Source organism: Nodosilinea sp. E11 (assembly GCF_032813545.1).
GTDB lineage: Bacteria > Cyanobacteriota > Cyanobacteriia > Phormidesmidales > Phormidesmidaceae > Nodosilinea.
Map to the genome: position 1 here is coordinate 2,416,175 of NZ_CP136520.1, position 22,872 is coordinate 2,439,046.

At 58.0% G+C, this 22,872-nt stretch carries 21 protein-coding genes; 8 read left to right on the forward strand and 13 right to left on the reverse strand.

Annotation, left to right across the window (positions count from 1 at the left end; translation table 11 throughout):
• Nucleotides 1-211: 211 nt before the first annotated feature.
• From RRF56_RS12995 to RRF56_RS13015, 4 genes are all read right to left on the reverse strand, one after another.
• Nucleotides 212-1,342, reverse strand: a complete 1,131-nt coding sequence (locus RRF56_RS12995) for a ParM/StbA family protein (protein ID WP_410510562.1) — start codon at nt 1,340-1,342, stop codon at nt 212-214.
• Nucleotides 1,343-2,006: 664 nt separating this feature from the next.
• Nucleotides 2,007-3,641, reverse strand: a complete 1,635-nt coding sequence (groL, locus tag RRF56_RS13005; RefSeq protein ID WP_317038067.1) for a chaperonin GroEL — start codon at nt 3,639-3,641, stop codon at nt 2,007-2,009.
• Nucleotides 3,642-3,819: 178 nt separating this feature from the next.
• Nucleotides 3,820-4,131, reverse strand: a complete 312-nt coding sequence (groES, locus tag RRF56_RS13010; protein ID WP_317038068.1) for a co-chaperone GroES — start codon at nt 4,129-4,131, stop codon at nt 3,820-3,822.
• A gap of 369 nt (nt 4,132-4,500) precedes the next feature.
• Complete coding sequence (locus RRF56_RS13015) at nt 4,501-4,629, reverse strand: hypothetical protein (RefSeq protein ID WP_317038069.1); 129 nt, start codon at nt 4,627-4,629, stop codon at nt 4,501-4,503.
• A gap of 216 nt (nt 4,630-4,845) precedes the next feature.
• Between RRF56_RS13015 and RRF56_RS13020 the strand changes: the two genes are divergently transcribed.
• Both RRF56_RS13020 and RRF56_RS13025 read left to right on the forward strand, forming a co-directional pair.
• The gene (locus tag RRF56_RS13020) at nt 4,846-5,634 is read left to right on the forward strand and encodes an ABC transporter permease (RefSeq protein WP_410510604.1); all 789 of its coding nucleotides are present in this window, start codon (nt 4,846-4,848) and stop codon (nt 5,632-5,634) included.
• Complete coding sequence (locus tag RRF56_RS13025) at nt 5,634-6,416, forward strand: ABC transporter permease (RefSeq protein ID WP_317038071.1); 783 nt, start codon at nt 5,634-5,636, stop codon at nt 6,414-6,416. Before RRF56_RS13020 ends, RRF56_RS13025 begins: the two co-directional genes overlap by 1 nt.
• 4 nt (nt 6,417-6,420) lie before the next feature.
• Here the strand turns inward: RRF56_RS13025 and RRF56_RS13030 are convergent, their stop codons facing one another.
• From RRF56_RS13030 to RRF56_RS13050, 5 genes are all read right to left on the reverse strand, one after another.
• The gene (locus tag RRF56_RS13030) at nt 6,421-7,182 is read right to left on the reverse strand and encodes a TIR domain-containing protein (protein ID WP_317038072.1); all 762 of its coding nucleotides are present in this window, start codon (nt 7,180-7,182) and stop codon (nt 6,421-6,423) included.
• 192 nt (nt 7,183-7,374) lie between these two features.
• On the reverse strand, nt 7,375-8,673 hold the full coding sequence (locus RRF56_RS13035) for a leucine-rich repeat-containing protein kinase family protein (protein WP_317038073.1): 1,299 nt from the start codon (nt 8,671-8,673) through the stop codon (nt 7,375-7,377).
• A 145-nt stretch (nt 8,674-8,818) separates the two neighbouring features.
• Nucleotides 8,819-9,484, reverse strand: coding sequence for a hypothetical protein (locus tag RRF56_RS13040; protein WP_317038074.1), 666 nt, complete (start codon nt 9,482-9,484; stop codon nt 8,819-8,821).
• Nucleotides 9,485-9,558: 74 nt separating this feature from the next.
• The gene (gene hemJ, locus RRF56_RS13045) at nt 9,559-10,149 is read right to left on the reverse strand and encodes a protoporphyrinogen oxidase HemJ (protein WP_317038075.1); all 591 of its coding nucleotides are present in this window, start codon (nt 10,147-10,149) and stop codon (nt 9,559-9,561) included.
• A 194-nt stretch (nt 10,150-10,343) separates the two neighbouring features.
• Nucleotides 10,344-12,638 (reverse strand): tetratricopeptide repeat protein, encoded by a 2,295-nt coding sequence (locus RRF56_RS13050; RefSeq protein ID WP_317038076.1) that lies wholly within the window; start codon nt 12,636-12,638, stop codon nt 10,344-10,346.
• A gap of 160 nt (nt 12,639-12,798) precedes the next feature.
• Here RRF56_RS13050 and RRF56_RS13055 point away from each other — a divergent pair, with 160 nt between their 5' ends.
• The 4 genes from RRF56_RS13055 (at nt 12,799) to dnaK (ending at nt 16,012) form a co-directional block, all read left to right on the forward strand.
• On the forward strand, nt 12,799-13,260 hold the full coding sequence (locus RRF56_RS13055; protein WP_317038077.1) for a hypothetical protein: 462 nt from the start codon (nt 12,799-12,801) through the stop codon (nt 13,258-13,260).
• Nucleotides 13,261-13,371: 111 nt separating this feature from the next.
• Nucleotides 13,372-13,707 carry a nucleotidyltransferase family protein gene (locus RRF56_RS13060; RefSeq protein WP_317038078.1) on the forward strand — a complete coding sequence of 112 codons (336 nt, stop codon included), beginning with the start codon at nt 13,372-13,374 and terminating at the stop codon, nt 13,705-13,707.
• Between the two features lie 54 nt (nt 13,708-13,761).
• Nucleotides 13,762-13,890 (forward strand): HepT-like ribonuclease domain-containing protein, encoded by a 129-nt coding sequence (locus RRF56_RS26425; protein WP_410510563.1) that lies wholly within the window; start codon nt 13,762-13,764, stop codon nt 13,888-13,890.
• A 214-nt stretch (nt 13,891-14,104) separates the two neighbouring features.
• A complete protein-coding gene (gene dnaK / locus RRF56_RS13065; RefSeq protein WP_317038079.1) occupies nt 14,105-16,012 on the forward strand; it encodes a molecular chaperone DnaK in 1,908 nt (635 codons plus the stop codon).
• A 122-nt stretch (nt 16,013-16,134) separates the two neighbouring features.
• Here dnaK and RRF56_RS13070 read toward each other — a convergent pair whose 3' ends face one another.
• Together RRF56_RS13070 and acsF are read right to left on the reverse strand one after the other, a co-directional pair.
• The gene (locus RRF56_RS13070) at nt 16,135-17,001 is read right to left on the reverse strand and encodes a hypothetical protein (RefSeq protein ID WP_317038080.1); all 867 of its coding nucleotides are present in this window, start codon (nt 16,999-17,001) and stop codon (nt 16,135-16,137) included.
• Nucleotides 17,002-17,160: 159 nt separating this feature from the next.
• Nucleotides 17,161-18,240, reverse strand: a complete 1,080-nt coding sequence (gene acsF / locus RRF56_RS13075) for a magnesium-protoporphyrin IX monomethyl ester (oxidative) cyclase (protein WP_317038081.1) — start codon at nt 18,238-18,240, stop codon at nt 17,161-17,163.
• A 386-nt stretch (nt 18,241-18,626) separates the two neighbouring features.
• Between acsF and RRF56_RS13080 the strand changes: the two genes are divergently transcribed.
• Nucleotides 18,627-19,427: an E3 ubiquitin ligase family protein gene (locus RRF56_RS13080; protein ID WP_317038082.1), complete on the forward strand. Its 801-nt coding sequence runs from the start codon at nt 18,627-18,629 to the stop codon at nt 19,425-19,427.
• 15 nt (nt 19,428-19,442) lie between these two features.
• On the opposite strand, the gene RRF56_RS13085 is transcribed toward RRF56_RS13080, so the two are convergent.
• Nucleotides 19,443-21,152: a M48 family metalloprotease gene (locus RRF56_RS13085; protein WP_317038083.1), complete on the reverse strand. Its 1,710-nt coding sequence runs from the start codon at nt 21,150-21,152 to the stop codon at nt 19,443-19,445.
• Between the two features lie 253 nt (nt 21,153-21,405).
• On the opposite strand from RRF56_RS13085, the gene RRF56_RS13090 reads away from it, so the two are divergent.
• Entirely contained in the window at nt 21,406-21,885 is a 480-nt protein-coding gene (locus tag RRF56_RS13090) for a DUF4079 domain-containing protein (protein WP_317038084.1), read from the forward strand.
• Between the two features lie 163 nt (nt 21,886-22,048).
• Here RRF56_RS13090 and RRF56_RS13095 read toward each other — a convergent pair whose 3' ends face one another.
• Nucleotides 22,049-22,792 carry a DUF1997 domain-containing protein gene (locus RRF56_RS13095; RefSeq protein WP_317038085.1) on the reverse strand — a complete coding sequence of 248 codons (744 nt, stop codon included), beginning with the start codon at nt 22,790-22,792 and terminating at the stop codon, nt 22,049-22,051.
• Nucleotides 22,793-22,872 lie beyond the last annotated feature (80 nt).

Below are 22,872 nucleotides of genomic sequence, written 5' to 3' on the forward strand. Positions count from 1 at the left end.
AGCTCATTGCGGCGAAAAAGAACCGGCTTTCTTGTCTGGCGTAACCACTTCAATACCATTATTCTCGTCCCGAAACCATGATGCCGCCCACTTGTCAAAAACTCTTCCCAACCGATACCCCATTCGCCGCCCTAAAACAATCGTTTTAGTGACCAGCATCAACCTTCGGTCAGGAAGAGATTAGGCATGGCTACCGCCCAAACAGAAGCTCCTAAGCGGTCGTACGGGCCGCGCGGGCCGACGCCATCTGGGCTTCTCCATAAATATACTGCCCCAGGGCATTAGCCTGGCGGCAGGGCGTAGCGAGGTGGGCATTGATCTTGGCCTCTCTTAGCAGGCGCTGAATATCTTCCCAAAAGAATTCACCGCCACCCCCTGTAAGAATGACATCGGTAACGCGCTCTGGCAGCCAAGCCAGCAGGCGGTTACACATCTCCCGCGAGAAGGTCTCCTTGAGGTTGGGCAAAATGTCGTCTAAGTTAGTGGGTCGATTGGCTCCCCGAGGACGGTAGAACCGTTGACCCTGAGGCTGGTTTACAGCGGCGATTAACGCTAGAGACTGGCTGTCGGCTCCCTCAATCTGAGCCGCCACCTGCTCATAAAACTGGCTCATAGCAAAGGCTTCGCTTCTAGACACCCCACGGGCAAATCTGAAGTTGTCGACCATGATGCAATCGGTGGTCTGATGCCCAATATCCACGATCGCAACCGGCAGCTTGGTAAAGTCAACGTCAACCGCTTTATTGTCTTGCACCTCATTCCAGAGAATGCTGCCATACCCTTCGGGCATTACCCAAACCTTGCCGATCTGAATGGTGATCGGTTCACCGCGATAGCTCATCACGTGCGGCCCCAGCAGCAGGCTCATCAGCTGCTCTTTCTCGCGCTCAAACTGATCCTGGGAGTGATAGGGCAGGCCCAAAACCACTGAAATCTCGTCTTTTAGCTGAAAGTAACCGACGCAGGCTAAGACCTTGACTAAAGCATCGTTAACCTTAGATTGGCCGACCCCCAAATTAGCACCAAAATCTTCGGCCAGCTGCCCCATGGCATAGCCACTGCCCTGGTAAACCATCCAAATATCCGACAGAGGATCCGTGGCGCGGGCTTCGAACGCGCCGCCCTGCACCTGTTCCATCGACAAATGCTTAACGTTAGCCGGAATGAAAACGACGCTGTTGGGATCGCGGCTGATGGAGGTTTTTGTAGAGGTTCGCCCCAGATCAACACTGAGAATTGATTTGGACGACCCACTCCTTTCCGGAGAAGCTGCGGCATCGCTGGGGGGGGTCACCAGCGGTGTCTGGTTCATCGGTATGGAGGCAGCTTGTGACATGGTCATTGATTCTGGACCCTTTATCGAGTTTCACAACGGCCACCAATCCTACATCCCCGCAGCAAAGCCAGGTCAAAAATCTTTAAGAACTTTGACAGAAATTGGGTTTCAGACTGGATGGTTAACTGTCCATGACTCTGAAATCGACAAAGTGTTCCAGAAAAAAAATTCTTTTAGAGACTGCACTTTGGCATTACTATACCAAGCGCTTAAATAGCATCACAGATAGTCTGTCCATCAGTATTTTCAATTATTTACAAGTCAAAAAAATTACAGAGATTTTCTATAAAAGCCTATAAGTTGTACATTCTAAGCCGATTTATTCAATTCCTACCGCCTTCTAAGTCGGTAGTTGCAATTAAACGTAGGATGGGGCAAAGGGCCATGCCCATGCCCATCGCTCTGATGATGGGCACGCGATACTTCGCCCATCCTACGCAGGTTTTATAGTTCATTGAGCTTGCCTACTTACTGGGCAACAGAGTGAGCAAAGCTGATGATTCTGAGCTATAGCCTGTCTACCTCAATCGGTCATAGCTTCCATCCATCTGAGGCATGAGCCGGGTGGAGCAAGCGTAGTTTCTCACTACAAAAGGACTCGACGGGTGGAATCCGTCGAGTCCTTTTTACTGACCTCAGGGCAGGCCGAATCTAGTCTGCCGTAGCCGGTTTAGTAATCGAAGTCGCCGCCCATGCCAGCGCCAGCGCCAGCCGCCGGAGCCTTGGGCTCGGGCTTGTCGACCACGATGCACTCGGTGGTCAGCACCATTGAGGCAATGGAAGCGGCGTTTTGCAGGCCGGAGCGGGTCACTTTGGCAGGGTCCACAATACCGGCATCGAACATATCGACGAACTGGTTGTTGGCTGCGTCGTAGCCGATGTTGAAGTCCTTCTCCTTCACCTGCTCAACGATCACCGCGCCGTTGAAACCGGCGTTCTCAGCAATGCGGCTGAGGGGGGCAGTCAGGGCGCGGGTAACGATCTGGGCACCCAGCAGCTCTTCGCCACTGAGGTGGTCGCTGGCCCAGGCTTCGAGCTGGGGGGCCAGGTGGGCCAGGGTGGTGCCGCCGCCGGGGACGATGCCTTCTTCAACCGCCGCCTTGGTGGCGTTGATGGCGTCTTCGAGGCGCAGCTTGCGGTCTTTCATCTCGGTTTCGGTGGCGGCCCCAACTTTAATCACGGCCACACCGCCGGAGAGCTTAGCCAGGCGCTCTTGTAGCTTCTCTTTGTCGTAGGTCGACTCGGTTTCGTCGATCTGGCGACGGATCTGCTCACAGCGGGCCTTGACATCCTGCTCGTTGCCTTCGGCGACGATGGTGGTGGTGTCTTTGGTGATGGTGAGGCGGCGAGCCTGACCCAGCATGTCGAGCTTGGTGTTGTCGAGCTTGAGGCCGGTGTCTTCAGAGATCACCTGACCGCCAGTTAATACTGCGATGTCTTCGAGCATGGCCTTGCGGCGATCGCCAAATCCGGGCGCTTTCACGGCGGCCACGTTCAGCACACCGCGCATGCGGTTGACCACCAGGGTAGCCAGGGCCTCTTTCTCAATGTCTTCGGCGATGATCATCAGGGGCTTACCGGAGCGGGCCACCTGCTCTAGCACGGGCACCAGATCCTGCACCAGGGCAATTTTCTTATCGGTGATCAAGATGTAGGGCTCGTCGAGCACCGCTTCCATGCGCTCGGTGTCGGTGACGAAGTAGGGCGATAGGTAGCCCTTGTCGAAGCGCATCCCTTCGGTGACCTCCAGTTCGGTGGTCATCGACTTGCCTTCTTCCAGGGAAATTACGCCTTCGCGACCGACTTTATCCATGGCGTCGGCGATCATTTGGCCGACTTCGTCGTCGTTGCCAGCGGAGATGGCACCCACCTGGGCGATCGACTTGGAGTCACCCACGGGGCGGGCGTGCTCGGCAATTTTTTCGACTAGAAAGGCGGTGGCTTTGTCGATACCGCGCTTCAGCGAAATGGCGTTGGCTCCGGCAGCGACGTTACGCAACCCTTCTTTGACGATCGCATGGCCCAGCACGGTAGCGGTGGTGGTACCATCGCCCGCAGCGTCGTTGGTCTTACTGGCGGCCTGGCGCAGCAGGGAGACGGCGGTATTTTCAATATGGTCTTCTAGCTCAATTTCTTTGGCAATGGTGATGCCGTCGTTGATGATTTGGGGCGCACCATATTTCTTTTCGAGCACCACGTTGCGACCTTTGGGGCCGAGGGTGACGGCGACAGCTTCAGCCAGCAGGTCGAAACCACGCTCTAGGGCGCGACGGGCATCTTCGTTGTAGGTGATGGTTTTAGCCATAAATAAATAATCCTCCTCGCAAGAATTGTTGACTAACTGCGTTGTGTTTAGGACGTTCTAGTGGTTTGCCGAGCGGTGCATCGCTGGCGCGGATGCCCCTACGGGTTAATCTGCGATCGCCCTGGTCAATGGTGGGCAGTCCCCACCCTACGGGGTCTCGCCAAAATCCAAAATGAACCTAGCCGAGGGCAGCCAGAATGTCGGACTCGCGTAGCAGCACGTAGTCATCGGTGCCGAGTTTGAGGTCGGTACCGGCGTACTTGGAGTAGAGCACCTTGTCGCCGACGTTGACTTCTACGGCCTGGAACGAGCCGTTGTCGTCGCGCTTGCCGGGGCCAACCTGCACCACTTCACCCACCTGGGGCTTTTCTTTAGCGGTGTCGGGTAGCAAAATACCGCCAGCGGTTTTTTCTTCGGCTTCACTGACTTTGACCAAGATGCGATCGCCCAAAGGCTTCACAGTAGACACACTCAGGGTGACTGCGGCCATAACGTACCTCCAAAGGTTGCGCGTTGAAAGAATGGATGGACAAGACGCGTTAGCACTCTCTCGTCCTGAGTGCTAATTTAGCCGCCCAAAAGTCTCTCAGACAATTCTGTAGCAGGTGTGGTTTGCCGAACTTTGGGCAGGAGGGTTGCCCTACTGGGTAAGGGGTGGGCTTAAGCCTAGGTGAGCCTAGGCAGGGCAAGGTGGGGGCAGGCGATCGCAAAAAAGGCCCAGCGTTAGCTAGGCCTGGGGTTTGTCAGTTAGGGGTGAACCGAATTCAGCAGGAGTGCCTGGCATGGCTTAGAGGCCTGAATGGATAGCGTCTAACCGCCACGACAACACTCCAACGCACTAGGGGAAAAGCCTGGGTAGCTAGGCTTGAGGAGTCTCAGAGGGCAAGACTTCGTGGCTGGAACGCCCTAGCATATTGGCCCGACGCTGCTGCTGGTGCTGGCGATTGCGCGCTAGAAGCTGCCTGGCTTGTTCTTGAGTCGATAGCATGGTAAATCTCCAAAAATTCTGTATTCAAAGTTACTGAATATGATTTAAGAATATCTTTTCTTTTGGGGCTTTGGGTTAACGTTTCTCTGGGATGTGACTAAACTTTGGAAATTTCAGCCCAAGGATAGACCGGGGGCTAGGCCTGGGCGATCGCCAGCCCGCACGAGACACCTGGTAGGATCGTGCCAACCCGGACTCTCCCCATGTGGCCCCATGCTGAAACGAGCGCTAAAAATCTCCCGAGTCATGCTGTCGGTGTACTACGCCTACATGGTGGAGTACCGGGCAGAGCTGGTGTTTTGGGTGCTCTCAGGCACCTTTCCGCTGATTCTGATGGGGCTGTGGGTAGAGGCCGCCCAGGGCGATCAGTTTGACCTCAGCCCCACAGCCTTGGTGCAGTATTTCTTAGCGGTGTTTTTGGTGCGCCAGTTCACTGTCGTGTGGGTGATCTGGGAGTTTGAGCGCGAGGTGGTCGAGGGCCGCTTGTCACCGTACCTGTTACAGCCCATAGATCCGGCCTGGCGGCACTTTTTTAGCCATGTTTCTGAACGCTTTGCCCGGTTGCCCTTTGCCTTTTTGCTGGTGGGGCTATTTCTGCTGCTCTACCCCTACGCCGCCTGGTGGCCCCGGCTCGACAACCTGCTGCTGGGGCTGCTGGCGATTGTCATGGCCTTTTGCCTACGGTTTCTCATGCAGTACACCTTTGCCCTGGCCGCCTTTTGGACTGAGCGGGCCAGCGCCCTAGAGCAGTTTTGGTTTTTGCTCTATACCTTTCTTTCGGGCATGATTGCACCGCTGGCCCTGTTTCCGGATGCGGTACGGACGGTGGTGCTGTGGACGCCTTTCCCCTACATGATTTATTTTCCGGCCAGTTTGTTGATTAACCGGCCCGAGCATGTGGTGCAGGGGTTTGTGGCCATGATTCTCTGGTCGGGGCTGTTTTGGGGACTAAACCGCTGGCTCTGGCGACAGGGACTTAAGCAGTATTCGGGGATGGGGGCATAATGCAGCGCTATTGGCAGGTGCTACGGCTGTTTTGGAGCACGGCGATCGCCGCCGAGCTAGAATACCGGCTCAACTTTTTGGTCACCGCGTTAATTAGCATGGGGGGCCTAGCGGGCAGCCTGTTCGGGTTGTTTTTGTTCTACCGCACCGGCTACGAGTTCGAGGGCTGGAGCTGGGAGGCGGCCCTGCTGGTGCTGGGCCTGTTCACTGTTTTGCAAGGGTTCTCAGCCATGGTGCTGATCCCCAATCTAAACAAAATCGTTAACCAGGTGCAGCAGGGCACCCTCGACTTTGTGCTGTTGAAGCCGATTAGCTCGCAATTCTGGCTCTCAACCCGGATCATTTCGCCCTGGGGTTTGCCCGATGTGGTATTTGGCCTGGTGATGATTGGCTATGGGGGCCGCCGACTAGGGCTGGGCTGGGCCGACTATGGGCTGGCGCTGCTGCCGCTGCTGTTTGGGGCGCTTACCCTCTACAGTCTTTGGTTTATGCTGGGGGCCACCAGTATTTGGTTTGTCAAAATCTACAACGTCACCGAGGTGCTGCGGGGGTTGCTGGAGGCCGGACGGTTTCCGATCGCGGCCTACCCAGTGGCCTATCGGGTGTTTTTTACCTTTGTAGTACCAGTGGCCTTTTTAACGACAGTACCTGCCCAAACCATGCTGGGCCAGGGCGGGCGCGGGTGGTTGGTGGCCTCGGCGCTGCTGGCCCTGCTGCTGCTGCTGGTCGCCAACCGCTTTTGGCGCTTTGCCCTGCGGTTTTACACCAGCGCGTCGAGCTAAGGGGTTAGACCAGCCAGCGTTTGAGCCAGTCTACGCCCTGACTGACGGCATCGCTGCGATCGCGCCACTGACGAGTGCTTTCGAGAATGTACAAGGTTTGTAGCTTCAGGGGCTGATAGCGCGATCGCTGGTTAGCCCCGACTAGCCAATGCTGGTAAACGGCCAATTCCTTTCCCCGTAAGAGCAGCGATGAGTCGCGTAGCTGTCGCTCCCACCGCAGAGCTTTGACCAAAAGCTGAGTGTGGGTGTGGTGGTAGTCGGCCTCGTGGTGCAGGGTTTGCAGCAGTTGCCGACCGCCATCGGTGTCTCCCAGGGAGGGCGCACTGGTGCGCAGATCGATGGCCTCCAGGGTTTGCAGCGGCTCGGGGAGGCGGTCGGTCGGTACCGTTTCAGCCAGCACTGGCAGAATGCGCTTGTTCATGCTGAGAGCAAACAGCAGGCCCTGAAGGCACAGCGCATCGGCCAGGGAGCCCGGGGTGAGCACCAGCAAATAATTATCGCTCGCTTCGGTCACGCGAGACATCATCGACTCGGGGTCGATGGCAGCGGAGCAGGAATGGGGGCACTCCCAGTAGGCGATCTGGGCCTCGCTCAGCAGCTGGCGCAGCGCCTGGATGGTAGCAGCCACCGGGGAACCCACGACCTGAGCGCCGGGTTGCTCTGGGGTTCCAGCACAGAGCCAGTCTTCGGCAGCATAGGCCAAAAACACCTGAGCGGTCAGGTTATTGGAGGACTGGCGATCGCCAGCAGCATTCAAATTCTTCAAAACGTGCACCCATGCTTGCCGTGCAACCAAACTTTGACCCGGCCCATCGGCCTCTCTACCTGAGACTGCGCTGCTTAGCCCTGGGCCTGAGAATACCCATTTTTGACGGGGGTAGAGTCAAGCCAAAAGTGTTGGATTCAGGATTTTGCGCTCAGGGCAAACCTTGAACCGTACACCCTAAACCCTAAACCCCTAAGCCGCGAACGTCGTCAGCGCCGCCAAAACCTCTTGAAAGCCAGGGCGCTCCAGCACGTCGGGCTGAGTGCAGGCCTGCTGGAGCGGGCGAAGGAATCGGGCGGGCGGGCAGCGATCGACTAGATCTTCCAGCAGGCAGCCAAAAGCTCTCACCTCTAGCCGTTCTAGGGCTGGAGCCACAGCGCGATCGGTCGGGTCATAGAAGCTGGCTGCGCCAAAGTCGCTCAGGCGGGCGTCTCCCACCGGGTTGATCAGGGTGTTGTGGGGGTACAGATCGCCGTGGAGAATGCCCCGCTGGTGCAGGTGGGCGGCGGCGGCGGCCACCCCTCGGGCGATCGCCTGGGTAGCCGCCAGCGAAAAGGTCGTATCGGCTGGGTAGGTATCGCGGGTACAGCTCTCCAGGCTGGGTGGACCGCCCATCACCTGGTAGGTGTCAGGCACCAGAGGCAGCACCAGGCCGTGCTTTTGGTCAGGATGCTGGGCCACCTGCCCCAGAGGGCCAATCAGGTGCGGGTGAGCCCCCGCCGCCAGACAGGCCCGCAGTTCATCTTCCGGCAGGCCGTCGCTGGTCATGGCCCCCTTAAACAGCTTAATTGCCACCGGGAACTGGCCTTGGGGCTGCCGCCACAGCCCCCGGTAAATGACACCAGAGGCCCCCTGCCCCAGCACCTCCCCCAGGCTGAGATCGGCCCAGGGTATCTGCGGCAGGGTATCTGCACCCACCGGGACACCGCCCTGGCTAAAGGGGTTGCCAGCGTAGGCTAGCCAGCTAAGGCGGGGCAGGGTGAGCAGCCACGGCGGCAGGTGATCCAGCTGGTTGGCCGCAATCCGAATCAGCTCCAGGTTTTGGCAGGCGGCTAGGGCCTCGGGCAACGCACGTAGTTGGTTGCCCGCCAGCATTAGCTTTTGCAGGTGGGGCAGCTGGCCAATCGTCTCAGGCAGCGATTGCAAGCGGTTGTCGGTCAAAGTCAGCCAGCGGGTTTGGGGCGGTAGAGCCTCGGCGGGTAGGGTGGCAAGCTGGTTAGACTTAAAGCTAATCATCGAGAGGTTGGGGCACTGACCCAACACCTCTGGCACCCTTTCAAAGCGATTGTTGTTAAAGAATACAATCCGCAGGTTGCGGAGCTTGGCAAAGCTGTCGGGCAGGGTGGTGAGGGCGTTGTGGGAAAGATCGAGAATTTCGAGGCTATCGGCCAGATCGAGAATCTCTTCAGGAAAAGTAGTCAGGCCTGCGGCCAGGGTCAGTCGCCCAGCCTCGATCGACTGGGGCGATCGCAGCATTTCTAAACTGTGCATGGGGTTTCGGGGTAATCGGGTGTTATGGCCCAATGTGGCACTGATCTGGCGCTACCCCGGTAAAAATTTGGTGTAGTTTAGTCGCGATCGCCTACGCCATGCCCCCCTCTAGCTCACAATCTGGCCCCCAATCTGGGTCATCTCCCTAGGAATCGGCAAAGAGGTTGAGGTGCCCGCGCCAGATTAAATAGGCCGTCGCCACTGCACTGAGGGTGAGCAGGCTGCCCAATACCAGAAACAGCAGCCCCAACCAGCGAGCAGTGGACTGGTTGCGATCTAACGTAGCCAAATAGTCAACCTTGGTTTCAAACCCAACCTGGGCCTCCCCTACTACAGGCCGAGCGCCCGCAACAGTCAAGGTGCCCACCACCAAAACTGGATCCTCAATCTGAAAGCCTTCGTAGCGGCGATCGCGACCGTCCTCCACCTGGGACAGCGTAGACCGCAGGGTGTACCCCGCCGCAATCTCCGCAGTGCCTCCAGAAATCTCCACCCAGAGGGTAGGTGTATAGCTGCGCACCTGCTCCCATTCCCATTCACCGTCGCGACGCAGCCGCTGGTATTCGTTGTAAGCCACCAAGGGCGGGCGATCGCTGGGGGGGGTGCGATCGCTGACCCAGCCCTCCAGCAGCACCCGCGTCCCCCGCTCCTTGAGCGTAACAGCGGTAGCCACCGGTAGTTGGGCCACTTCCTGGGCATGGCGAGCGATCGTCTGGGGCAAGATAATTCGAATCACCCCCCCAGCGATTAAAAAAGGAACCCCGACAGCGGCCAATATCCCTGGCAACAGCCAGTGCTCCCATTTGCTCATGGTTCTCCCTACATTGGCCCCGATCAGGTTGGTGTCCAAGCGTTGTCAGCTTAGCCTAGGCATGACTAACCCATTCAGGAATTTGGCAAAGCCTGAGGTTCAGGGGTAGCACCCAGGGCCTCTTTTTCTTTGTCTAGCCGCCGCTTACGGGCGTAGAGCTGAATGGTTGCCGCCATAAACACAACCAGTCCTACCATCAGCCAGGTCGTCGCCCCAGTTGGAAAGTTGTTCTTAAAGATCACCAGCATGACGATGGCGACCAGCAGCAGGGTAGGCGCTTCGTTGAGCGCCCGCAGCTGCTGACCCGACCACCGACATTCACCCCGATGCAGCTGGCGCATCAACCGACCGCAGTAGTGATGGTAGGCCAGCAGCACGGCTACCAGGCCTAGCTTGATGTGCATCCAGCCGTCTTTGAGGTACTCGGGCATTTGCACCAGCAGCCCTACGGCCATCGCCACCGTCACCACCATGCCGGGAGTAGTAATGATGCTGTAAAGGCGCTTCTCCATAATGGTGTACTGCTTTTTGAGAATGCTCTGGGCCGGTTCTGGCTCAGCCTCAGCCTCAACGTGGTAAATAAACAGGCGCACCAGGTAAAACAATCCGGCAAACCACACCACCACACCAATAATGTGAAACGCTTTGAACCAGTAATACGCCATAGTCTTTCCTTCAGCCCGACCTTGCTCGGGCGGGATGTTGCAAACCGTTAAGTACGCTTTTCATTGTTATGCAAGGGTTTGCCCTTGAGAAGCCAACCGCGACGGTTCTTAACGTTACTCACAACAACTATGGGGTTTGGGGTTACTCTCCCCCCAGCGATCGCCTGGCTCCCCGCCCCCTTGGCAAAAGCGGTCTACAGACGAGATAAAACTGAGGCCAAGAGTTCTCCCGGCAGCTGAGACAGTACCGCTTGCTGCCCAGCGATACCAAAGATTTCAAAATTCAGGTGGGCGTTGTAGACCAGTGCGGTGATCAAGACCTCCAGTTGCGACGGGTGATCTTGCCAGCCCTGGTAGGCCAGTAAATAGTGGTGCAGCGCAGTTTTGAGATGGTGCTGGCGAGCATCGGCCTGGTCAGCAGGCAGAGCTTGGGCCAGTTGATCGTGGACGACGCCGACGCTGTGGCAGGTAGCCCACAGGTCAAAGCCGAGGGCCGGGGGCGGCGAGTCTTGCAGGGCGGTTTCGGCCGCCGTCAGTGCCATATTGTAGGCGGTGACAGCCTGCTGTAGAGCAGCTATGCGGCGATCGCTCCCGATGGCAGGCTTTTGCCCCGGCCCGGTGCCGGTGGCCTGCTGAGCTAGATCCCAGTAGGCGGTACCCAGGTTGTTGGCGGTGGCGGCACAGCCTGCCGGGGCAGCGGCCATGGTGCGGTATTGCAGCGCCGATTGGTACGCAGCGATCGCCCGTTCGAGCAAAAACACAGGCTGCTGGTGCTGGGCCAAACTCCAGTAGGCAATGCCCAAGTTGTTTTGAATCATCGCGTATTCTAGCGGTGCCTCCTGGGCAGATCGGTGGGCCAGGGCTTCGCCGTAGGCAGTGATCGCCGCCGCTAAGTGGTGCTGGGGCTGCTGGTGCTGAGCCAGCCGCCAGTGAATGGCACCCAGGCTGTTTTGCAAGTTGGCATAGTCAGTGGGCGATCGCGCCGCTGGGTTGTGCTCTAGAGCATGGCCATAGGCCTCTGCAGCCTGCTCCAAGCAGAGGGCCGGCTCTTCGAGGTTGGCCAACAGCCCGTAGACAGTGCCCAGATTGCCATAGATGCGCCCCAGGGTATCGGCGGGGATAGTGCCTTGGCCGCCCCTGAGCGCTTTTTCGTAGGTGCTGACGCTGCGCCGTAGCCAAGCCGCCGGATCGGCAGCGTTGTCTTGCTGGCCCTGAAGCCAGTAGAGGCTGGCCAAGTCGTTGAGAGCATCGCACCAGTCGGGGCTACCCTCGGGCAGACCGCCGATCGCCTGGTCGTATAAAGCGGTGGCAAAGTCTAAAACGGTGGCAGCGGGGGCATCGACCGCCAGGCGATCGCGTCCCAGTTGCCCCAGAGTCAGGTAGGCCCTCGACAGCGTCAGCGGCCCGGCCTGCTGATCGATCAGGCCTTGAATGTAGCGCCACAGGTTTGCCAGTTCTGCATCTTGAGCCAGATCAGGAGGAAGTTGTAACCCCCCGCCGCCAGGTCGCGCTCGCGGGCCATCGGGCATTGCCGAGCAGGCTGGTTCTGGCTGTGCTAGGGCTGGCTGTGCCTGTTGCAAAGCCGCCAAGGTCTCTGCCGCCGTCGCCGCTACAGGCGGCATCACGACGCTTGAGAACGCCCCGTGGTCGAGCACCGTGTAACTTAGCGAACCTGACTGAGTGGCCTGGTCGGGGGCAACTGTGGGACTGCGGCCCGATAGAGGAGGCAGCGTTAGGGGGGGCCGAGCCACCCCTGTTTGCTCAGGCAATGGCTCAGCGGTAGGGACCTCCGCCGGGGAAAGTGACTCAAGTGATGCAGGCAGCTCACGGGTCGAGAGGTCATCTTGCAAAACCTGCCACAAATTGGCGGCGGTAGACGGAGGACTGGGCGAGGTGGCCTCGGGCTGGGCAGCTTTGGGCTGAGTTGCGGCCAAGGTAGCCGTTTGGGGGATAGGATCGCCCACAAATTCAAACAGACCGCTGCGCGATCGCCAGAACCCCGGCACCGACTGGCGAATTTTGCCCAGCCAGGGGCGCGGCACCCACACCACCAGCCGACAGTCGAGTTGGGTCAACAGTTCATCGACCCGAATCAGCGAGGCCAGAAACCGATTTTGCACCGTGGGCGACTGGCGGGTGAGCTGATCAACTCCCACGATTTGGAACACTGGCGCGGTGGGTAAGCTGCCCTGAAGCCCTCGTTGCTGCTTGAGCCAGAGCAAGACCTCACGCACGAGGTCAGGGCGATCGCCGCCCAGCCGCAGCGTGACCAGGGTAAGCTGCCGCGATCGCACCTCTGGAGCTAAGGGCACTGTGTCGGGCAGGGGGCTGAAGTTGGCGGCCAAACGCTGGGCCAACTGCTCTTGCAGGGCCACGTCGTCGCACACCGCGATTAGCAGCTGCCGCCGCAGATTGAGTTGCAGGGCCAACCGCAGTTCTTGATAGGCTTCTTGGTTGTGCCCCAGGTAGGTTTGAGAATTCAAAGACACAGCAGCGATCACCGTGGGTAAGATGCAAGCGGCATGGTAAAACTAGTTGATACGAACTAGTATGCGATGACCAGAGACTAGCCCCCATCGCCCCGCCCCCTTCCATTACACTTCACCTCACGCCAATCGTTTCAGGACAGCCCAATCATTTCCTGCCCCGATGAGCGCTACTCAAACGACATCGTTAGCTCTTCCTTCCCTCGAACTGGCTATTCTAGGCCAGCTCCTGGCAGTGGGCGGCACCTGCGATGCCCTTGCCGCACTACCCATTAAGGGCAAATATTCCATGCGTCAGCGAGAGCGTGCCTGTCAGAGCTTGCGCGATCGCGGCTGGCTCACCTACGACCACGACATCGCCCAGTTTGGCCTTACCCTCACCGGCAAAACCCTGCTCAAGCTCGATCTTTCGGTGTGGCCTGTCACCCCCGACGAACTGCTGATGTTGCGATCGTGCCAGGGGGGGCGCATTGGCCCCAGTCAAATCCATCGGCGGGTACCCATGGGCGATCGCCAGCAATTACTTGAACAACTGGCTCAACAGGGATTGATCGTGGTGTATGGGCGGGCGATCGTCCACCTGCATCTCACTCCTGAGGGCAACCACTACCTTAAAAGCGAATAAGATACAGGCAAATTCATCCTTGTCAGTCAGGGTAGAGTCAAAATAATAAGTGACGAGCGTAATCCAATAGATAGAACAAATTAGCTTTGTAGGTCTTAGAATCGCGAGCCCATGAATCGCAAGCCCATGAATCGCAAGCCCATAAATCGCAAGCCCATAAATCGCAAGCATGTTGTAACACTAGCTCAGGCTCACCAGCGCGAGCTTGAATCGCTTGGGATAAAAACATTGGAACTGTTTGGCTCAGTGGCCCGCGATCAAGCCCATCCCAATAGCGATGTCGATTTTTTGGTTGAATTTACCATCGAGCCAACCCTGTTTGATGTCTTTCGGGTGCAGCACTATCTCGAAGACCTTTTAGACTGTGCCGTAGACATAGGCACCCATGCAGCACTCAAAGCCCATCTCCGCGAACCCGTCACTAAGGATGCTGTTCGTGTCTTCTAGAGACTGGCTTCTTCGCATTCACGACATCTTGACCGCAATCAGTGCTATTCAGACATGCGCAACGTAGCTGCCCACGAATACTTTCAGCTCGATATACCCACCATTTGGAGAACGATTCACCGCAGCCTACCGCCCTTAGTCGAGCCGTTACGGTCAATCCTTGAGTACGAGCAACCATCGTGACCAACCACGAGAGCCGCGCTCCAGCACTCACCAAATCCGCCCAGGGGAAAGAATACCTCCCTCATCTTCCCCATCCCCTTTATCTTCCCAGCTCCCTCATCTCCTATCCACTCCCACCCCACACCCCGCCTTTCGCGGTTCGGTATCCCCTCCTTCAGAGAAATGGCCCGAGCAAGCACTATAGATATAGCTGTCAAGCCGGAGCAAAGAAAATATGGGAAAAGTAGTTGGAATCGACCTAGGCACCACCAACTCTGTGGTTGCCGTAATGGAAGGGGGCAAGCCCACCGTTATCGCTAACGCTGAGGGATTTCGCACCACCCCCTCGGTTGTCGCCTACGCCAAAAACGGCGATCGCCTTGTGGGCCAAATCGCCAAGCGCCAGGCGGTAATGAACACCGAGAACACCTTTTACTCGGTCAAGCGATTCATTGGCCGTCGCTACGACGAAGTCGGCACTGAGTCTACCGAAGTGGCTTACAAAGTCATGAACGTAGGCAACAACGTCAAAATTGACTGTCCCCAGGCGGGTCAGCAGTTTTCACCTGAAGAAATTTCAGCCCAGATTTTGCGCAAGTTGGCCGACGATGCCGGTAAATACCTAGGTGAAAAAGTCACCCAGGCCGTCATCACCGTACCAGCCTACTTCAACGACTCCCAGCGTCAGGCCACCAAAGACGCCGGTAAAATCGCGGGCCTAGAAGTGCTGCGGATCATCAACGAGCCTACTGCTGCTTCGCTAGCCTATGGGCTAGACCGCAAGAGCAACGAAACCATTCTGGTGTTCGACCTCGGTGGTGGTACCTTTGACGTCTCCATTCTCGAAGTGGGCGACGGTGTGTTTGAAGTGCTAGCTACCTCCGGTGACACTCACCTGGGCGGCGACGACTTCGACAAGAAGATCGTTGACTACCTGGCCGGTGAGTTCCAAAAAATGGAAGGCATCGACCTGCGCAAAGACAAGCAGGCTCTTCAGCGCCTCACCGAAGCCGCTGAAAAAGCCAAAATCGAACTGTCTAGCGTGACCCAGGCCGAGATCAACCTGCCCTTCATCACCGCTACCCAGGACGGCCCCAAGCACCTGGAAATGACCCTCACCCGAGGTAAGTTTGAAGAGCTGTGCGCCGATCTAATCGATCGCTGCCGCATCCCCGTGGAGCAAGCGCTCAAAGATGCCAAAGTGGCCAAAACCGCCATTGACGAAGTGGTGCTGGTCGGCGGCTCGACCCGCATTCCCGCCATTAAGGATGTGGTGAAGCGCACCCTCGACAAAGAGCCCAACGAAACCGTTAACCCCGACGAGGTCGTCGCCATTGGTGCGGCGGTTCAGGGTGGCGTGCTGGCGGGTGAAGTCAAAGACATCCTGCTGCTCGATGTCACCCCCCTGTCTTTGGGTGTGGAAACTCTGGGTGGCGTGATGACCAAACTCATCCCCCGCAACACCACCATTCCGACCAAAAAGTCGGAGGTGTTCTCCACCGCCCAAGATGGCCAAACCAACGTGGAGATCAAGGTGCTCCAGGGTGAGCGCGAAATGGCCACCGACAACAAGAGCCTGGGTACCTTCCAGCTCTCGGGCATCCCTGCCGCCCCTCGGGGTGTACCCCAGATCGAGGTGATCTTTGACATCGATGCCAACGGCATTCTCAATGTCACCGCCAAAGATAAGGGTACCGGCAAAGAGCAGACCATCACCATCTCGGGTGCCTCTACGCTCGACGAAAACGAAGTCGAGCGCATGGTGAAAGATGCCGAGGCCAACGCCAACGCCGACAAAGAGCGCCGCGAGCGCATCGACCTCAAGAACCAGGCCGACTCGCTCACCTACCAGGCTGAGAAGCAACTGGCCGACATGGGTGACAAAGTGCCCGCCGCCGACAAAGAAAAAGCCGAAGAGCAGATCAAGTCTCTGCGGACCGCCATCGAAGCTGAGGACTTTGACACCATCAAAACCCTCACCGGCGAACTGCAACAGACCCTCTACGGTATTAGCACCAACCTGTACCAGCAGGCCGGTGGCGACGCCGCTGGAGCAGCCCCCGGCCCCGACGCTACTCCCGGCAATAACGCTGGTGGCGACGATGTGATCGACGCTGAGTTCTCTGAACCCGGCTCGAACTAATGGGCACCTGCCCTAGCCCATAGCCTTGCTTCGGCTAGCTAAAAGGCGGAGAGCGATCGCTCTCCGCCTTTTTTTGGTTTCTGCTGCCCAGTGCCGATCCCGTTTCTAGTTTTTAGGTCAGGCTACAACAGCAGCTCTAACGAAACCCCAACGCGGCTATCTTGACCAAATCGGGAGTTTTGCCGTTGAAAATCGGTGCCCAACCGCAGTTGCCGGGTAACGGCGTAGCCGATCGCTAGGCTGGTAATCCCCACTTCCCCCTCGCTGCCCGGTGCTACCCATCGCTGGCTCAGGGCTAGGTCTGCCCCGCCGCCCCGCGAGGGCACCAGCATCAGGCGCAGGCCGACATCGAGCCCGTTGGTTTGGTAAGCCGGGGTGCTGAGGGAGCGGTAGCCCACCGTAGGCGCAAGATTCACATAGCCACCCAGGGGCAGCAGGTAGTAGCGGGCCTCACCCCCGTACGATTCGCGATCGCCATTCCAGCTGCGGCTATAGTCGGCGCTGGCAGTGAGCCCTGTGCCCGGCACCACAAATACATCGTCTACCGCTGCCGAAACCCCGCCAATCTGCCCCGTCGAAGGAAATTGGGCATAGCCAACTCGCAGCCGCGATCGAAAACTGGGCCGGTGGCGAATGTCATCGGCGACATCGGGAATATCTTCGAGCCAGCGCTGGAGAGTGGGGCTGCCCTCAATGACGGCGGGGTCGAGATCGAGGCTGGGCGCTAGGGCGTCAGCATCGATCGCCAGGGTCTCTGGCGGGGCAGCGGGGGCAGAGAGCGGTGTTTCCTGGGCTGCAATCACGCAGGAGACAGCAAATTCTGAGGTCTGGGAGCAAAGAGTTGAACTGGCCGCTGGAGGACTGGAGGAAGTTTCGAGGGCGATCGCTTCGTCGCGGTGGGGCCAGTCGTCTAGAGCGATCGCATGCTGCCCTATCCCCAGTGCCGCCAGGCACCCACTCAGTCGCAACAGTCGAATTGTTAATGGCACCACTCGGCGGCTCCCGGCTCACACAGTCGTCCTATGCATCTTATCGCTTCAGCCCCGTCCCATCGCCCCAAGCTAGACAGGCCAAAAAAGCGGCCTTACTCAAAGAGTAAAGCCGCTGGGGGAAACGAGGATAGCGTTCCGGTAAATGGCTACTGACCTCTAGCGCACCTGGCCGCGAGTTGCCATGCTGTCTATGGGCTTGAGGAAGTAGAGCTGCACCAGCTGCCAGCCGATAGTGGCAATGTGAGGCAGCTGTTGTAGCTTCTTCAGCAGCTTAGGCTGATTCGACTCAGCGATCTGGCTTAGCTTGCCGTTAGCGGCGGCAGCCACATCCAATCGCTTGAAGAAGCTAGGGTGCTCGACATTCAGCGTGATGGGGAACACTCGCCCAGCCGTCGTGTTGGTTTTCTCAATCACCTCAATGTCGTACTCACGGACATTTAACCCGAGGGATTCGTAAAAGCCTCTGGCCCGGAGATCGTTGAGGTACATGGTGGCAAACACCGACAGCAAAAAGAAGCGGCACCACAGTCTGGCCTTCCAATCATTGAGAATCTCGGGCTGAGACTTCATCAGGGCCGAGAAGAAGTCACCGTGGCGATTTTCGTCTTGGCACCAGTTCTCAAAGAAGCGGAAGATCGGGTAGATCTCGTTCTCGGGGTGAGATTCGAGGTGACGGAAGATAGTGATATAGCGCCAGTAGCCGATCTTCTCAGAGAGGTAGGTGGCGTAGAGGATGAACTTAGGCTTAAAGAAGGTGTAGTCTTTGGTCTTAGTCAAAAAGCCCAGGTCTAGCTGCATGTTGAAGTCAGCCATGGCCTTGTTGAGGAAGCCCGCGTGGCGCGCTTCGTCGCGCGCTATGAGGTCAAAGCACTCGGATAGCAGGGGGTTTTTGCCCTTAAGGCGACGGCTCAATTCTTTATAGAGCAAAAAGCCAGAGAACTCGGAGGTACAGGAGCGCTCCAGAAATTCTACAAACACCTGCCGGGTTTCGCCAGTGACGCAGTCCCAAGACTGGTCAAAGACCTCGCTGCGGACGAAGTGATGGCGGTTGTAGTCGGCCCGCAACTCGTCGAGGATGGCGAGCATCTCGTCTTCGTTGATGGAGATGTCCATGGCGGCCATCTCGTCAAAGTCGGTGGTGTAAAACCGAGGGGTGAGAATGGTATCTTTTTTGGCGGGAGCCTTTACCCCTGGGCGAATCTCTTGCAATTCAGGCTTTTTAAGGGAATCTACCATGAGTCCTTAGATGGCGCGGTGAACGTGGGCCGGGCTATCCCCCGGCAGGCGATAGGCAGAGAAGAGACCTGTTTACCCAGAACTGGTTTGCATTCTGAGAGCAAAGCAAGCCTGATCGCTCGTGTAGATCGCTAAATGTCAGTGTATCAGGGCTTTTGGGGTAGGCGGCGGCGCTTTAACTTTTGCAACAAAACCTTTCGGTAAATAAACCTCACCCAAGTCTAGAGGTGGAGTTCTCCCGGTGGGAAGACTACAAAACCCGAGCTGGACTCGGTCTGAGGCTAGGGCTGGGGAGAGTTTAGCAATTCGTTAAGCAGCCACGTTTCCGGAATCTGGGCTGGGCACGCTGGTAATTAAAGCTAGCCACCCTTGACAGGAAGAACCCTATGGCGATCGCAGGAATCATCTTTATCGTGGCTGGGGCCGTACTCTGGTGGGTGCAACATCGTCAGCAGTGCCGCTGCAATCAGCTCAAACTAGCTCGCGCCTGCCAGGCCGCCGACTTAGAAGCTACGGCTACGGAAATCTCAAAAGAAATTGGCGGCGGCGACTGGCGTGACTATGTGTGGCTGTGGGGCAAACCCCAAGCTCCCACTCCTCTCACCTCAGAATTTAAACAGCTACCCTGTGTCTGCTACACCAGCACCGTCATTCGTGAGTACGAAGAAACTGTGAGTGAAAAAGACAGTGACGGCAAAGTGACCACGCGCACCCAGCGGGGATCAGAAACCATCAGCGAACACAGACAGCGGATTCCCTTTGACCTGGTCGATCGCTCTGGGCAAGTACGGGTAGATCCTGAAGAAGCTAAGGTTGAGCCGGTAGAGGTGCTCAATGAGTTTCGCCCTGGTGCCCCCGTGGGCGGCATGCTTTCTTTTGGCGGGTTTTCTCTGGCGCTGGGCGGCGACGGCATGGGCGGCTCGCGTCGCACCCTGGGCTATCGCTACAAAGAAACTATTTTGCCCCTAGATCGCCCTCTACTGGTGGTGGGAATGGCGAGCGATCGCACCGGCACTGTGGCGATCGAAAAACCCGCCCAGGATGACCAGCCCTACATCATCACGCTGAAATCCCACGAGGCAATTACCAAAAGCGTAGGCCAGAGTGCCCAGATTGCCTTTTGGTCAATGGTGGGGTGCGTTGGATTGGGAGTGGTGCTGGTCTTAGCGGCGCTCGTCGGGGGGTGAAGGCTACCGGCTGGTTCAGCGCCGTCGGCGCACCGGGGCCTCTGCTTCATTGTCCTGTTCTAGCTTGTATTCGGTGAGCAGGCGATTCATTTTGTGGCGCATTTTCAGGTGGGTTTCGACCCCTTCGTAGGCATAGCGGTTAAAACCGGCCTGGTCTACCAGCTGCCGCAGGTAGTTGGCGCGATCGCCTGGGTTGGGGTGCGAGGCAAACCAGCTCACCCCTCGGTTGCCGTACTCTGCTTCCAGGGTGACCATCAGGTTGTGCAGACCATCGGCGGCGTAGCGGTTGGTAGCTAACAGCTTGGTGCCCAAGATGTCTGACTGGCGCTCCATATCGCGGGAGTAGCTTGACACAATTAGGCCAGCGGCGATGTTGGCCACCTCGGGAATGGGAATAAACGACGCCAGACTGGTGGTGAGGTTGCCCTGGGTCACCATTTGAAACCCGTGGGAAAGCACCGCATGGGCGATCTCGTGGCCCACCAGCCCCGCCAACTCGGCTTCAGAATGGCTGCGGGTAATCGCGCCAGCGTTGATGAAAATCTTACCGCCGGGTAGAGCAAAGGCGTTGAGGCTGTCATCCATGATCACCTCAAAGCTGTAGTCAAACTCGTCGCGCCCCGCTAACCCCGCCAGCCGCTGGCCCATGTCATTGACGTAGGCGCGAATTTCCGGGTCATCGACGATGGGCAACTGACGCTTGACCTGCTCGGCCACCTGGTGGCCCAGACCGCTTTCGCCCTGCATCATCAAAATGCCCGAGTTGATCGCGGTAAACGGCCCCAGCAGCCCCCCGGTGAGAATGTACCCAGCCGCTCCGGTGACAATGTTTGACACCAGGTTACGGGTCAGGGTTTGGTTCATCGCGCCGCGAAAGCGATCGAGATTCTGGCGAGCCAGGGTGCTCATGGCCTCGGCGTCGGGGTGCTCAGGGTTGAGAATAGCGAACTGATTGGCGGTAATGGCGGCTTCAATCCACTGCTGGCGGGCCATTTGCACCTCGGCCTGGGCCTTGAGCAGATCGGGGTTGTAGGGGTAGCGGGCGATCGCCCCCTCTAGCACCTGCAACGCCTCATCGGCGCGATCGTTCTGCACCAGGTAGCGAGCGTAGAGGGCCTGCCCCGGCAAAAACTCGGGGTAGTTCTTCACCAGTAGCTCCAGCGGCACTAGCACCCGGTTGGGAAACGCTGACTCGGCCCCGGCCAGCGCCTCGCGCCAGTAGACCCGCCCAGCGGGGGGCAGGTCGTCGGGGTCGGTGAGGGGGGCGATCGCCAATTCTGGCCCGGTTTCGGCCAGCCAGGCCGGGTCTTTGGCTGCCCGGTAGAGCAGCTCGGCATCGGCGCGATCGCCCGCCCGGTAGAGGCGATCGGCTTCGATCAAGAGTTCGCTGCGCTTGGCCACCTCAGGCGACAGGCCAGAAAGCAACAGCGATCGCCCGAGAACCGTGTCAGCATCCAGATCTACGGCATCCGCCTCGGCCTGGGGCTCAAGCGCAGGAATAGCGGGTTCTTTATCCGGTAGCTTCAGGGTGCCATCGGGCTGTTCAGGGTAGGGGGTGGGCAGAGTGTTTTCTGGCAGGGCCGCCGGATCAACCTGAAGGGCATCTTCGACACGGGGTTCAACGGCAAAGCCGGAGGAAATGCCCCACCCCAACCCCTGACTGATCAGCACTGCCCCCAACAAACCGGCCAATAAAGTCACTAAAAACCGCTGTAGTCGCCGCATGACAATCTCCCTGCAACTGTTGCTCTAACATCAACGGGGCCATGCTCCTGTGATTCGTGTTCCTGTGATTAGACAGTTTGGGGCCGTACACAGGTGGGGGCAATACACAGGCTATGCAGGCATGACGCGATCGCCGCCGTCGGGTTCCCGCCCAGCCTCTCTCCATTCTGACCAAAGCTTTGCCAAGCCAGAATCTGTGCTCCTATAATTTTGTTAAATAAATGTAACGCCGAAAACGTAGCGACGGAGCCCTATGACTTTAGACACCGTTCAACCCTGGCTCAATTTTGTTCACCCTGTGGTGATGTGGCTGCTGCTGGCAACCACCCTCTACGCCCTCTACCTGGGCATTCAGGCCCGCCGCACTCGCCTGGCCGATGCCGAGACCCGCAAAGAATTGATCAAAGGCAAGTTTGCCCTCAAGCACCACAAGGTGGGCTCGGTACTGCTGTCCGTCATGGTGATCAGCACCGTAAGCGCTATGGGAGTCACCTACCTGGAGGCTGGCAAGCTGTTTGTGGGGCCTCACCTGCTGGTAGGTCTGGGCATGGCCAGCCTGATTGCTGTTTCTGCGTCCCTGGTGCCCTTTATGCAAAAAGGCAATGAGACGGCTCGGCTCACCCACATTACCCTCAATATGGTGCTGGTCGGGCTGTTTAGCTGGCAGGCCTTTACCGGCATGAAAATTGTGCAGCGGCTGCTGGCTGATCTCCAGACCACGGCTGGCTCCTAGTGCATAGGGCGAAAGCCTTGTAGAGTGGGCACTGCCCACCACTGGGGAGAAAGCTTTCCAGAAATCGCCTTAGACACCCAATCTATAGCGATCGCGGCCTAGAGTTTCCCTCTGAGCCGCGATCGCTTTTGTTGTAGGGTCACACAACTTTCCCCGAGCTAGTCTAAGCCTGGCGATCGTGGGCATCGCCGCCCGATCGCCGTCCCCAGTTCGACCAAAAGTGGTGGCCCCGGCAGCTCTCGGGCAGGGGCAGGCTGTGGCTCTGGTGAAAGTCTTCTTGCACCTTGCGGGTAAGGCGCTTAGACACCTGACGCACCACCTGGTTGAGCAGGCGATCGCCCGAGGTCTTAAGTAGCGATCGCGGCACTGAGTTCAGCATGCGCGGCATATGAATTTTCACCGCTAGGCTGAGATCCCAATCAATCTGGGTCAGCGCTGTCGCCGGAGGCGGGGCCGCCAAGCCGTCTTTCAGCCGCAGCACCGCATGAAAATCAACATCGTAGCCCGGCGGCACATAGCCTGGCACTGGCATCGTATCAATGCGATAGACCTGGTGATCGAGGGGAGACAGGTAAAGCCCAACCTTGGGTTCGACCTCATAGCCCATCATCGAGAAGTGCCCCACGACCAAGGCATAGCCGTGGTCAGAAATGGGTTCTACCTGCATAGGGTGGGCACAGCGGGTAAACCAGCCTCGATGGCTATTTAAATAGTGGCCTACCGTATCGATGTCGGCCGCCAGATCCATTTTGCCAGCGTAGTGCCCCTCCAACACCAGCGCCCCCTCCAGATCGGGTGGGGGAGTTGGCTCAGCGGCAGGTTTAGCCTTAGATTCAGCCCCTTCAGTAGCTGCAACCAGAGGCAGGGCACCGGCATTCTGAGCAGACTGCATGGATTCCAGAGTCACGGTACAACCACTTGCTTAAACGACACAGAGAGCGATATCACGCCAAAGTCTTCACCCATCGTAAGGCTTTAGTATCTCAA

Bases quoted from the DNA above. Each gene is read 5' to 3' on its own strand.
- RRF56_RS12995 (WP_410510562.1), bottom strand. From the start codon at position 1,342: ATGACCATGTCACAAGCTGCCTCCATACCGATGAACCAGACACCGCTG.
- groL (WP_317038067.1), bottom strand. From the start codon at position 3,641: ATGGCTAAAACCATCACCTACAACGAAGATGCCCGTCGCGCCCTAGAG.
- groES (WP_317038068.1), bottom strand. From the start codon at position 4,131: ATGGCCGCAGTCACCCTGAGTGTGTCTACTGTGAAGCCTTTGGGCGAT.
- RRF56_RS13015 (WP_317038069.1), bottom strand. From the start codon at position 4,629: ATGCTATCGACTCAAGAACAAGCCAGGCAGCTTCTAGCGCGCAATCGC.
- RRF56_RS13025 (WP_317038071.1), top strand. From the start codon at position 5,634: ATGCAGCGCTATTGGCAGGTGCTACGGCTGTTTTGGAGCACGGCGATC.
- RRF56_RS13035 (WP_317038073.1), bottom strand. From the start codon at position 8,673: ATGCACAGTTTAGAAATGCTGCGATCGCCCCAGTCGATCGAGGCTGGG.
- RRF56_RS13040 (WP_317038074.1), bottom strand. From the start codon at position 9,484: ATGAGCAAATGGGAGCACTGGCTGTTGCCAGGGATATTGGCCGCTGTC.
- hemJ (WP_317038075.1), bottom strand. From the start codon at position 10,149: ATGGCGTATTACTGGTTCAAAGCGTTTCACATTATTGGTGTGGTGGTG.
- RRF56_RS13055 (WP_317038077.1), top strand. From the start codon at position 12,799: ATGAGCGCTACTCAAACGACATCGTTAGCTCTTCCTTCCCTCGAACTG.
- RRF56_RS13060 (WP_317038078.1), top strand. From the start codon at position 13,372: ATGAATCGCAAGCCCATGAATCGCAAGCCCATAAATCGCAAGCCCATA.
- RRF56_RS26425 (WP_410510563.1), top strand. From the start codon at position 13,762: ATGCGCAACGTAGCTGCCCACGAATACTTTCAGCTCGATATACCCACC.
- dnaK (WP_317038079.1), top strand. From the start codon at position 14,105: ATGGGAAAAGTAGTTGGAATCGACCTAGGCACCACCAACTCTGTGGTT.
- acsF (WP_317038081.1), bottom strand. From the start codon at position 18,240: ATGGTAGATTCCCTTAAAAAGCCTGAATTGCAAGAGATTCGCCCAGGG.
- RRF56_RS13080 (WP_317038082.1), top strand. From the start codon at position 18,627: ATGGCGATCGCAGGAATCATCTTTATCGTGGCTGGGGCCGTACTCTGG.
- RRF56_RS13085 (WP_317038083.1), bottom strand. From the start codon at position 21,152: ATGCGGCGACTACAGCGGTTTTTAGTGACTTTATTGGCCGGTTTGTTG.
- RRF56_RS13090 (WP_317038084.1), top strand. From the start codon at position 21,406: ATGACTTTAGACACCGTTCAACCCTGGCTCAATTTTGTTCACCCTGTG.